General features: G+C 71.0%; 10 protein-coding genes. 8 read left to right on the top strand and 2 right to left on the bottom strand.

The annotated features are described in order from the left end of the window. Positions 1-93: 93 nt before the first annotated feature. From ACTWQC_RS22180 to ACTWQC_RS22160, 5 genes are all read left to right on the top strand, one after another. The gene (locus ACTWQC_RS22180) at positions 94-1,179 is read left to right on the top strand and encodes an S-(hydroxymethyl)mycothiol dehydrogenase (RefSeq protein ID WP_443317524.1); all 1,086 of its coding nucleotides are present in this window, start codon (positions 94-96) and stop codon (positions 1,177-1,179) included. Continuing rightward, positions 1,179-1,814, top strand: coding sequence for an MBL fold metallo-hydrolase (locus ACTWQC_RS22175; protein ID WP_443317523.1), 636 nt, complete (start codon positions 1,179-1,181; stop codon positions 1,812-1,814). Before ACTWQC_RS22180 ends, ACTWQC_RS22175 begins: the two co-directional genes overlap by 1 nt. Before the next feature lie 372 nt (positions 1,815-2,186). Beyond that, a complete protein-coding gene (locus ACTWQC_RS22170; RefSeq protein WP_443317522.1) occupies positions 2,187-2,549 on the top strand; it encodes a bifunctional 3-phenylpropionate/cinnamic acid dioxygenase ferredoxin subunit in 363 nt (120 codons plus the stop codon). Then, entirely contained in the window at positions 2,546-3,703 is a 1,158-nt protein-coding gene (locus ACTWQC_RS22165; protein WP_443317521.1) for an NAD(P)/FAD-dependent oxidoreductase, read from the top strand. The genes ACTWQC_RS22170 and ACTWQC_RS22165 overlap by 4 nt, the downstream gene beginning before the upstream one ends. A gap of 38 nt (positions 3,704-3,741) precedes the next feature. Beyond that, entirely contained in the window at positions 3,742-4,866 is a 1,125-nt protein-coding gene (locus tag ACTWQC_RS22160) for an aromatic ring-hydroxylating oxygenase subunit alpha (RefSeq protein ID WP_443317520.1), read from the top strand. 93 nt (positions 4,867-4,959) lie between these two features. On the opposite strand, the gene ACTWQC_RS22155 is transcribed toward ACTWQC_RS22160, so the two are convergent. Then, positions 4,960-5,757 carry an IclR family transcriptional regulator gene (locus tag ACTWQC_RS22155; RefSeq protein WP_443317519.1) on the bottom strand — a complete coding sequence of 266 codons (798 nt, stop codon included), beginning with the start codon at positions 5,755-5,757 and terminating at the stop codon, positions 4,960-4,962. A gap of 228 nt (positions 5,758-5,985) precedes the next feature. Here ACTWQC_RS22155 and betA point away from each other — a divergent pair, with 228 nt between their 5' ends. After that, positions 5,986-7,743: a choline dehydrogenase gene (gene betA, locus ACTWQC_RS22150; protein ID WP_443317518.1), complete on the top strand. Its 1,758-nt coding sequence runs from the start codon at positions 5,986-5,988 to the stop codon at positions 7,741-7,743. 28 nt (positions 7,744-7,771) lie between these two features. Continuing rightward, positions 7,772-8,587: a hypothetical protein gene (locus ACTWQC_RS22145; protein WP_443317517.1), complete on the top strand. Its 816-nt coding sequence runs from the start codon at positions 7,772-7,774 to the stop codon at positions 8,585-8,587. Between the two features lie 163 nt (positions 8,588-8,750). On the opposite strand, the gene purU is transcribed toward ACTWQC_RS22145, so the two are convergent. Next, positions 8,751-9,623 (bottom strand): formyltetrahydrofolate deformylase, encoded by an 873-nt coding sequence (gene purU, locus ACTWQC_RS22140; RefSeq protein ID WP_443317516.1) that lies wholly within the window; start codon positions 9,621-9,623, stop codon positions 8,751-8,753. 269 nt (positions 9,624-9,892) lie between these two features. Here purU and ACTWQC_RS22135 point away from each other — a divergent pair, with 269 nt between their 5' ends. After that, a complete protein-coding gene (locus tag ACTWQC_RS22135) occupies positions 9,893-10,981 on the top strand; it encodes a quaternary amine ABC transporter ATP-binding protein (RefSeq protein ID WP_443317589.1) in 1,089 nt (362 codons plus the stop codon). Positions 10,982-11,004 lie beyond the last annotated feature (23 nt).

Raw genomic sequence — 11,004 nt, 5'->3', positions numbered from 1 at the left:
CTTGCGGTTGCGAGCTAAGAGACACGTACCGCATGAGGAAACAACATAGGAATACGCAGAAGCCCAGGGATCCGCCCACGACGAGGAGTACCCATGGCTCACGAGGTCCGCGCAGTCGTCGCCCGACAGAAGGGCGAGCCCGTCTCGGTCGAGACGATCTCCGTACCCGAACCCGGCCCGGGCGAGGCGCTGGTGAAGGTCGAGGCGTGCGGCGTCTGCCACACCGATCTGCACTACCGCGAAGGCGGCATCAACGACGACTTCCCCTTCCTCCTCGGGCACGAGGCGGCGGGCCGGGTCGAGGCAGTCGGGGAGGGCGTCACCCACGTCGCGCCCGGCGACTTCGTCATCCTGAACTGGCGTGCCGTATGCGGCCAGTGCCGGGCCTGCCGCAAGGGCAAGCCCTGGTACTGCTTCGCGACGCACAACGCGACCCAGCCCATGACGCTGCTCGACGGCACGCCGCTCGCCCCCGCGCTCGGCATCGGCGCGTTCGCCGAGAAGACCCTGGTCGCCGCCGGGCAGTGCACCAAGGTCGACCCCCGGGCCCCCGCCACGGCCGCCGGCCTGCTCGGCTGCGGCGTCATGGCCGGCTTCGGGGCCGCGGTCAACACCGGCGCCGTGGGCCGTGGCGACTCGGTCGCCGTCATCGGGTGCGGCGGCGTCGGGATGGCCGCGGTCGCCGGATCGAGGATCGCCGGTGCGACCACCGTCATCGCCGTCGACATCGACGAGCGCAAGCTCGAACGGGCCATGAGCATGGGCGCCACCCACACCGTCAACGGCTCCACGGCCGATGTGGTGGAGTCCGTACGCGAGCTGACCGGAGGGTTCGGCGCGGACGTGGTCGTCGAGGCCGTCGGCCGCCCGGAAACCTACCGCCAGGCGTTCTACGCCCGTGACCTGGCGGGCACGGTCGTGCTCGTCGGCGTCCCGACCCCCGAGATGAAGATCGAGCTGCCGCTCCTCGACGTCTTCGGGCGCGGCGGCGCGCTCAAATCCAGCTGGTACGGCGACTGTCTGCCCTCGCGCGACTTCCCGACGCTCGTCGATCTCCATCTGCAGGGGCGCTTCGACCTCGACGCCTTCGTCTCCGAGACGATCGGGCTCGGGGACGTCGAGAAGGCCTTCGAGAAGATGCACCACGGCGATGTGCTGCGCTCGGTGGTGGTGCTGTAGTGGCCGGCGCGCTGCGCATCGAGCACCTCGTCACCAGCGGGACCTTCCGGCTCGACGGCGGCACGTGGGAGGTCGACAACAATGTGTGGCTCGTCGGAGACGACGATCAGGTCCTCGTCGTCGACCCCGCACACGACGCCGACGCGATCCGGACTGCCGTCGGCGACCGCCGCCTGGCCGCCGTCGTGTGCACCCACGCGCACAACGACCATGTGGACGCGGCCCCCGCCCTCGCCGACCGTACGGGAGCGCCCGTACTCCTCCACCCGGACGACCAGGTGCTGTGGAAGCTGGTGCACCCGCACCGGCAGCCCGACCGCGCCCTGGCCGACGGCGATGTCCTCGAGGTCGCGGGGACTGCGCTGCGTGTCCTCCACACGCCCGGGCACGCGCCGGGCGCGGTGTGCCTGTACGCGCCGGAGCTGGGCGCGCTGTTCAGCGGTGACACGCTCTTCGCGGGAGGGCCCGGCGCTACGCGGCGCTCGTTCAGCGACTTCGGCACGATCATCGCGTCGATCCGCGACCGGCTGCTCACGCTCCCGGGCGAGACGGTCGTGCACACCGGCCACGGCGAGACGACCAGCATCGGCGCCGAGGCCCCGTATCTCGAGGACTGGGTCGCCCGAGGCCGGTGACCCGCGGCTGACAGAGGCCCCGCGGCCGTCGGCTGACGGGGCCTCGCGGCCGTCCCGGCGCATCCCAGCGCGCCGACGCTTCCAGCGCGCCGACGCTTCCAGCGCGTCGGCGCCCCGGGACGCCGACCGTGAGGCTCTCCGCAGTACGGGCTCCCCACGGCCCGCATCCGGCCGTGACGAGGGAGAAGACCCCGATCGTCACGGCGAGTTCCGTGCGACAGGGTTGTTTCCTGCTGCGCAGAAAGTTGCGTGACAGTAAACGCCGCGCGTGCCGTTCCGCGTCGATTTCGGCTTCTTGACAAGGCATAGGGGCACCCTCACACTGGCGTTGCGTTCTTCGCATCCTGTTTCGCTATACGCACCGAGGTGGTCATGATGATTCCCGTGTGCCGTCTCGCTGATCTGCCGCGAGGCGAGGCCTACCGGCTCGAGACCGACCCCCCTGTCGCGGTGTTCCACACCGAGGACGGCGAGGTCTACGCGATCGACGACACCTGCACCCACCAGGACGCCGCGCTCTCCGACGGCTGGCTCGAGGGGTGCGAGGTCGAATGCCCGCTGCACGCCTCGAAATTCGACCTGCGCACCGGCAGCGTGGACGCACCCCCGGCCAGGTTTCCGGTCCGCACGCACCAGGTCCTCGTCGAGGACGGCGTGATCTACGTCCTGCTGTCCGACGCCGTGCCGAACCTCCCGCCCTGCGCCGTCGCCCGCCTCAGCGGAGGCGTCGCGTGAGGAGCGTGGCCGTCGTCGGCGCCTCGCTCGCCGGTCTCTCGGCCGCCCGCTCGCTGCGCAAGCACGGGTACGACGGGCGGCTCGTCATCATCGGCGACGAGACCCACCGCCCGTACGACAGGCCGCCGTTGTCGAAGGAGTTCCTCGCCGGAAAGGTGGACGAGGACGGCCTCGGGCTCGAGGCGGACGGCGAGGACCTCGGCGCCGAGTGGCTGCTCGGCGCGCGGGCCGCCGGGCTCGACCGCGGCGACCGCTCGGTGCGGCTCGCGGACGGCCGCGAGGTCAGGGCCGACGGGGTCGTGATCGCCACCGGGGCGGCGGCGCGGACCCTGCCGGGAAGCGACGGTCTCGCGGGGGTGCATGTGCTGCGCACCGTCGAGGACGCCCGCGCGCTCCGCGACGACCTGGCGCGCGGCGGCGGCCTGGTCGTCATCGGCGGCGGGTTCATCGGCGCCGAGGTGGCCTCGACCGCGTACGGACTCGGGCTCGACGTGACGGTCGTCGAGGCGGCGCCGACGCCGCTCGCGGGCCCGCTGGGACCGGAGATGGGCGGCGTCGTCTCCGCGCTCCACGCGGACCACGGCGTCCGGCTGCTGTGCGGCACCGGGGTCCAAGGCGTCGTCGGCAACGGGCGGGTGGGCGCGGTCCTGCTCCGGGACGGCCGCCGCATCCCGGCCGACACCGTCGTCGTCGGGGTCGGTGCCCGCCCGTGCACCGACTGGCTCGAGGGATCCGGCGTGCCGCTGGAGAACGGCGTGCGGTGCGACGCGGCCGGCGCCACAGGCGTCCCCGGCGTCGTCGCGGTCGGCGACTGTGCTGCCTGGTACGACCCCGCCGTCGGGACCCACCGCCGGGTGGAGCACTGGACCGGCGCGCGAGAACGCCCGGCGGCGGCCGTGGCGGCCCTGCTCTCCGGCGGCACGGCCGCGCCCGCCCCGCCCCGCCCGCCGTACTTCTGGTCGGACCAGTACGGCGTACGGATCCAGTTCGCGGGGCACGCCGCGCAGGCCGACAGCGTCGCCGTCGAGGAGGGCGCGGCGTCCGACCGCAGCTTCCTCGCGGTCTACCGGCGCGCGGGCCGACCGGTGGCCGTGCTCGGCGTCGACCAGGCACGGCAGTTCACCCGCTGGCGCCGGCAGCTCACCGCCCCCTGACGACCCGACCCGACGACGTCTTCTGCGAGGAGTGCACTGTGACAACAACCGGCCTGCCCGAGAGCCTGATCACCACTCTTCCGGGCGGCTTCTACACGGACGCGGACATCTTCCGCCTCGAGCAGGAGCACATCTTCGAGTCGATGTGGTTCTGCGTGGCCCGCGCCTCCGAGCTGGCCGGGCCGGGGGCGTTCCGGACCGTGGACGTGGGGCGCGAGAGCGTCCTGCTGACCCGCTCGCGGGACAACGCCGTGCGCGCCTTCTTCAACGTGTGCCGGCACCGCGGCGCGAAGCTGTGCACGCAGGAGTCCGGCGAGGTGAAGCGGGCGTTCCAGTGCCCGTACCACGCGTGGACGTACGACCTCCAGGGCAAGCTCGTGGCCGCCCCCAACCTCACGAAGATGCCGGACGTCGGCCGTACGGAATACGGGCTTGTGACGGTGGCGGTCCGGGAGTGGCTCGGCTACGTCTGGGTCTGCCTCGCGGACGCCCCGCCCTCCTTCGAGGAGCAGGTGGTCGGCGACGTCGTCGCGCGGCTCGGCGACACCGGGGCGATCGACCGGTACAACATCGCCGGTCTCGAGCTCGGGCGCCGCATCGTCTACGACGTCGGGGCGAACTGGAAGCTGATCGTCGAGAACTTCATGGAGTGCTACCACTGCGCGACGATCCACCCCGAACTCACCGAGGTGCTCCCCGAGTTCGCCGACGGCTACGCGGCGCAGTACTTCGTCGGGCACGGTGCCGCGTTCGGCGCGGAGGTCAAGGGGTTCACCGTCGACGGCTCCGAAGGGCTCGACCGCATCCCCACGGTCTCCGACGACCAGGACCGCCGGTACTACGCGATGACGGTCAAGCCGCAGGTCTTCATCAACCTGGTGCCGGACCACGTGATCTTCCACCGGATGTTCCCGGTCGCCGCCGACCGCACGGTCGTCGAGTGCGACTGGTTGTACCTCAAGGACGTGGTGGACAGCGGCAGGGACGTCAGCCGCTCCGTCGAGCTCTTCGACCGCGTGAACCGGCAGGACTTCGCCGCCTGCGAGCGCTGCCAGCCGGCCATGAGCTCCCGCCTGTACGCCAAGGGCGGCGTCCTGGTGCCCAGCGAGCACCACATCGGCGCGTTCCACACATGGGTGCTCACCCGGCTCGGCAGGCGCTGACCCGGGCAGCGCCCGTGCTGCCGACGGGTCTTCGGTTCAGGGGCAGGGGCCCGCCGACGCCGAGCGTCGTGGGCGGCGGCTCCATGGGGCGGCTCAGCCGAGGTAGCCGAGGCGGTGGCTGATCTCCTCCGCGCCCTCGAGCAGCAGCGGGGCGAGCTCGTGCATGCGCTCCTCGGTGAAGCGGTAGCCGGGCCCGGACGCGCTGATGGCGGCGACGACATCGCCGTACCGGGAGCGGATGGGCGCGGCCATGGCGTGCAGCCCCACCTCGAACTCCCCCAGCGTGAGCGAGTACCCGCGCTCGCGCGCCTCGGCGAGGGACTTCTCGAGCCGGGTCTTGGCGGTCACGGTGCGTGGTGTCACCTTCTTCATGCCGGTCTTCGCGAGCAGTTCCGCACGCTCCTTGGCCGGCAGATAGGCCAGCAGGATCTTGCCGCTGGAGGTGGCGTGCGGCGGCGTCAGCTGCCCCACCCAGTTGTGCGCGGTGACCGCTCCGGGGCCGCGCACCTGGTACAGGTTGATCGCATAGTGCTCCTGGAGGATGGCGATGTTGACCGTCTCGCCGATCTCCTCCGCAAGGCGTTCGCAGACCGGCCGGCCCTGCTGGGTGATGTCGATACGGTCGGTGACCGCACCGGCCAGGCGCACGATGCCGAAGCCGAGGCGGTACTTGCCGCGCTCCGCCGCCTGCTCGACGAGTCCGCGTGACTCCAGCGCCCCGAGCAGGCGGAACGCGGTCGATTTATGGACGTCGATCTCCGCCGCAACCTCGCTGACACCGGCCTCGCCGCGCTGGGCGAGGATCTCCAGGACGCTGACCGCGCGATCGACGGACTGCACCCCTCCGGCAGGCTGGGCTGCGTTGTCGACAGCTGCACTGTGGTTGCTCATGGTGCAACTATACGCGCGGTAACGAACAGGCCATGGGTGGTACTGCCGGAGGACCCTTGAGTGCAGGTTGCGCTGTTCGCAACCTAGTGCGTATGGCGCTACTCACGCTAGCATGCCCGGCGTATCGACGGCTCGGGGCACCCGGCCGAAGTCCCCCTGGGCCGGGCGGCCCGGGTCGGGTCCCCCAGCAGTAGCCGGGGAGTGCCCCAAGGGAGAGACGAGGCAGCAATGGTGGCCACGCAGTACGACTTCGTCATCGTCGGCGGCGGCTCGGCGGGCAGTGCTCTGGCGAACCGGCTCTCCGCGGATCCGGGCAACCGCGTGCTGGTCCTGGAAGCGGGCAGGCCCGACTACCGCTGGGACGTCTTCATCCACATGCCGGCCGCGCTGCCGTTCCCCATCGGCAGCCGCTTCTACGACTGGAAGTACGAGTCGGAGCCGGAGCCGCACATGCAGGGCCGGCGGATCTTCCACGCCCGCGGCAAGGTGCTCGGCGGGTCCAGCAGCATCAACGGGATGATCTTCCAGCGCGGAAACCCCATGGACTACGAGCGCTGGGCGTCCGACCCGGGGATGGAGACCTGGGACTACGCGCACTGCCTGCCGTACTTCAACCGGATGGAGACCTGTCTCGCCGCCGGCCCCGAGGACGCGTTCCGCGGTCACTCCGGACCCCTGGTCCTCGAGCGCGGCCCGGCCACCAATCCGCTCTTCCCGGCCTTCCTCGAGGCGGCGCAGCAGGCCGGATACCCGCTGACCGACGACGTCAACGGCTACCGCCAGGAGGGCTTCGCGCCCTTCGACCGCAACGTCCACCGCGGCCGCAGGCTGTCCGCCGCGCGCGCCTACCTCCACCCGGTCATGAACCGGCCCAACCTGGAGGTGCGGACCCGGGCCTTCGTCACGCGCGTGCTCTTCGAAGGCAAGCGCGCCGTGGGCGTCGAATACCGCCGCGGCCGCGGCGCGCCACGGCAGGTGCGCGCGGGCGAGGTCATCCTGTCCGGCGGCGCGATCAACTCACCGCAGCTGCTCCAGCTGTCGGGCGTCGGCAACGCCGGTGAACTGCGGGCGCTGGACGTCGATGTGGTGCACGACCTGCCGGGGGTGGGGGAGAACCTGCAGGACCACCTGGAGGTGTACGTCCAGTACGCCTGCAAGCAGCCCGTATCGATGCAGCCGTATCTGAAGTGGCGGCACCGGCCGTGGATCGGGCTCCAGTGGCTGCTGCGCAAGGGGCCCGGGGCGACCAACCACTTCGAGGCGGGCGGCTTCGCCCGCAGCAACGAGGACGTCGCGTACCCCAACCTGATGTTCCACTTCCTGCCCATCGCGGTCCGCTACGACGGCTCTGCGCCGTCCGGCGGGCACGGATACCAGGTGCACGTCGGACCGATGTACTCCGACGCCATCGGCTCGGTGAAGATCAGGAGCAAGGATCCGTACGTCCACCCGGCGCTGCGGTTCAACTACCTGTCCACGGAGCAGGACCGCCGCGAGTGGGTCGAGGCGGTCCGGGTCGCCCGCCACATCCTCGGGCAGGCCGCGCTGGACCCCTACAACGGCGGAGAGATCTCCCCGGGGCCGGATGTGGCCACCGACGAGGAGATCCTCGACTGGGTCGCGAAGGAGGGCGAGACGGCCCTGCACCCGTCCTGCACCTGCAAGATGGGCACCGGCGAGACGGCCGTGGTGGATCCGGGGACGCTGCGCGTTCACGGCCTGGACGGACTGCGCGTCGTGGACGCCTCGGTCATGCCGTATGTCACCAACGGCAATATCTACGCGCCGGTGATGATGGTCGCCGAGAAAGCGGCCGACCTCATTCTGGGCAACGAGCCGCTGCCGCCCTCGACGGCGGAGTTCTACCGGCACCGGCCCGGCGAGCAGCCGCCCGTCGGCCAGGAGCCCGTCGGCCAGGAGCCCGTCGTCCGGGAGCCCGCCCAGCAGACGCCCGCCGAGCACGGGCAGCGCCCCGGACCCGCCTGAGAAGGCGAGGCCATCTCACATGCGGCCCGTGCCGTATCCCCGATGCGCCGTGCAGGTCCCCCTCGCCGGGGGCCTGCCGGAGCTGCTGCGCAGGGTCCGCTACGAGGTCCTGCCCACGCAGTCCGCCGAAGACCGGGTGGTCGGCTGCGTCCCGGCCGACGTTCCGGTCGCCGTCACGGCCTCGCCCGCCAAGGGCCTCGGCCCGACCCTGGATCTGGCGGTCGCGCTGGCCGGGCACGGCTACCGCGTCGTGCCGCACCTGTCCGCCCGGCAGCTCGTCGACGACGCGCACCTCGCAGACGTCGTCGACCGGCTCCTGGCGGCCGGCATCGACGATGTGTTCGTGCCGGCCGGTGACGCCGATCCGCCGGCCGGCCGCTACGACGCGGCCCTGCCCGTGCTGCGCCGGCTGACCGAGCTGGGCAGCCCGTTCGGCCACGTCGGCATCACCGGCTATCCGGAGCGCCATCCGCATATCGACGACGACATCACCGTCCAGGCGATGTGGGACAAGCAGAGCCACGCCGGCTACATCGTCAGCAACCTGTGCCGGGCGGCTACTCCCCGGACCGGCTGCTGCGGCAGCGCCGCTGCGCTCACCGCGGCCGGGGGCTCGGGTCGTGGGCCTGCACCCGTTCACCTGCCGTCTGGCGAGGATGCCCCGGCGTTCATGCCGGGGAGGAATCGCCTCCTGAGCACGGCGATGCGGAGCATCGCCAAAGCGCGGTCGCGGAGCGTCCCGAGGCGCTACGGTCGGTGTGCGCCGGGCGAGAACCAAACCCAGTGCAGTGCAACACCTTTGTCTTTCAGGGCACCGGGCAGGTTCCGACCCGGCTGGCGTTGATCGCGTCAGACTCCCTCACTCGTCGAGCGGGAGAGCAGCGTGAGTCAGGAATCTCCCCCGCTTGCGGGGGAGAGGGTTCAAGTTCAACCAGGTCGCGGAGACGGAGCGTTGGCGCCGGGCCATGCTGAGCGGCTCGGCGCCTGAGCGCCGTCGGCGCGGGGCCTCAGCGGAAGACGACGGTCCGGCTGCCGTTGAGCATGACCCGGCTCTCGCTGTGCCACTGCACCGCGCGGGCGAGGACCTGTGCCTCGACGTCCCGGCCGATGGTGACCAGATCGTCGGGGTCGCGTGAGTGGTCGACGCGGACGACGTCCTGCTCGATGATCGGGCCCTCGTCCAGGTCGGGGGTCACGTAGTGCGCGGTGGCTCCGACGAGCTTGACGCCGCGCTCGTGCGCCTGCACGTACGGCCGTGCGCCCTTGAAGCCCGGCAGGAACGAGTGGTGGATGTTGATGGCCCGCCCTTCGAGCCGCTTGCACAGATCGTCCGAAAGGATCTGCATGTACCGGGCGAGCACCACGAGGCCGATGTCCAGTTCCTCGACGAGCGCCATCAGACGCGACTCCGCCTCGGCTTTCGTCTGCGCCGTCACCGGGATGTGGTGGAAGGGGACGCCGTAACTCTCCGCGAGCGGCTCGGCGTCGCGGTGGTTGGAGACGATCGCCGGGACATCGATGTTGAGCGCGCCGGTGCTCCGGCGGAACAGCAGGTCGTTGAGGCAGTGGCCGAACTTGGACACCATGATCAGAGTGCGGGTCGGGGCCGACGCGTCGTACAGCCGCCAGGAGATCCGGAACACCTCGGCCACCGGGACGAAACCGCGGCGCAACTCTTCCAGCGCAGTGTTCGGGTCCGAGACGCCGAACTGCACCCGCATGAAGAAGCGGTCCTGCAACCGGTCGTCGAACTGCCTGCTCTCCAGGATGTTCCCGGAGTGCCGTACCAGGAAGCCGGTCACCGCATGGACGAGCCCAGCCCGGTCGGGACACGAGAGCGTGAGGACGAACTCGCGGCCGGGGAGTGGTCGAGGGGACATCTCTCCTCCTCCGTTGATGCGTATTGCACAACAGGGTGGGTCATACGCAACATGGTCGGGGCCGTGGCGCGGCGGGTCAAGGCCTGCCGGGCAACCGCCCGGGGTCACAAATCCACAGCTCACCCCCTTGACGTACGCCCGAGCGGTGGGTGAGGGTGTTCCGACTCCAGAAAACCGATGCGTGATACGCAACGAGACCCCCTCCGCGGACGGCGGAGGGGGAGCGCGGCGCGCCGCCGCTGCGTGCAGCCGATCAGAGGAAGAGGTCGATCGTGACTGCCACCGAGACACAAGGCCCGCCGCAGCGGGGCGCGTCCGAGGGCACCACCCCGGTCATATCCGTGCGCGGGCTGTGGAAGGTCTTCGGACCGAAGACCGCCGCACAGGTGCCGGGCTCGCCCGAGCTCCGCGGTCTCTCCCGCCGCGAGCTCATGGAAAGGGCCGGCTGCACCGCGGCCGTCCGGGACGTCACGTTCGACGTCTCGCCCGGCGAGGTCTTCGTCGTCATGGGTCTGTCCGGCTCGGGTAAGTCGACGCTGGTCCGGTGTCTCACCCGGCTGATCGAGCCGACGGCGGGCGAGGTGGTCTTCGAGGGCGAGGACATCCGTGGCGCGGACGAGAAGCGGCTGCGCGAGCTGCGGCGGCGCAAGTTCTCGATGGTCTTCCAGCACTTCGGACTGCTGCCGCATCGCCGGGTCCTGGACAACGTCGCCTACGGCCTCGAAATTCGCGGGACAAACAGGGCGGAACGGACAAAGCGGGCCATGGATGTCATCGAGCTCGTCGGTCTCGCCGGGAACGAGAACTCCTACCCCGACCAGCTCTCCGGCGGCATGCAGCAGCGGGTCGGACTGGCCCGCGCCCTCGCGGTCGACCCCGATGTCCTGCTCTTCGACGAGCCGTTCTCCGCGCTCGACCCGCTCATCCGCCGCGACATGCAGAACGAGGTCATCAGGCTCCACCGCGAGGTGGGCAAGACCATGGTGTTCATCACCCACGACCTGTCGGAGGCGCTCAAGCTGGGCGACCGGATCCTGATCATGCGGGACGGCCAGATGGTCCAGTGCGGCACGGGTGACGAGCTGGTCGGCGCACCCGCCGACGACTACGTCCGGGATTTCGTCTCGGACGTACCGCGCTCGCGGGTGCTCACACTCCGCTGGATCATGCGCCCCGCCGAGCCTGACGACCCGCTCGACGGGCCGGAGCTGGGCCCGGACGTCGTGGTCCGCGAGGCGACGCGTGCCGTGCTCGCCGCCGACAAGCCCGTGAAAGTCGTCGAGGACGGGAAGCTGCTGGGCATCGTCGGCGACGAGGAGATCCTCGCGGTCGTCGCGGGTGCGGAGGGCGGGGAGTAGTGGCTGCCCTCGCCGAGACGACG

Origin of the sequence: Streptomyces sp. 8N616 (assembly GCF_052246385.1) — a bacterium.
GTDB lineage: Bacteria > Actinomycetota > Actinomycetes > Streptomycetales > Streptomycetaceae > Streptomyces.
This window is presented reverse-complemented; position numbering and strand designations above follow the sequence as displayed.

Coding starts and splice junctions, on each gene's coding strand:
- ACTWQC_RS22170 (WP_443317522.1), top strand. CDS start 2,187: ATGATGATTCCCGTGTGCCGTCTCGCTGATCTGCCGCGAGGCGAGGCC.
- ACTWQC_RS22155 (WP_443317519.1), bottom strand. CDS start 5,757: ATGAGCAACCACAGTGCAGCTGTCGACAACGCAGCCCAGCCTGCCGGA.
- purU (WP_443317516.1), bottom strand. CDS start 9,623: ATGTCCCCTCGACCACTCCCCGGCCGCGAGTTCGTCCTCACGCTCTCG.
- betA (WP_443317518.1), top strand. CDS start 5,986: ATGGTGGCCACGCAGTACGACTTCGTCATCGTCGGCGGCGGCTCGGCG.
- ACTWQC_RS22180 (WP_443317524.1), top strand. CDS start 94: ATGGCTCACGAGGTCCGCGCAGTCGTCGCCCGACAGAAGGGCGAGCCC.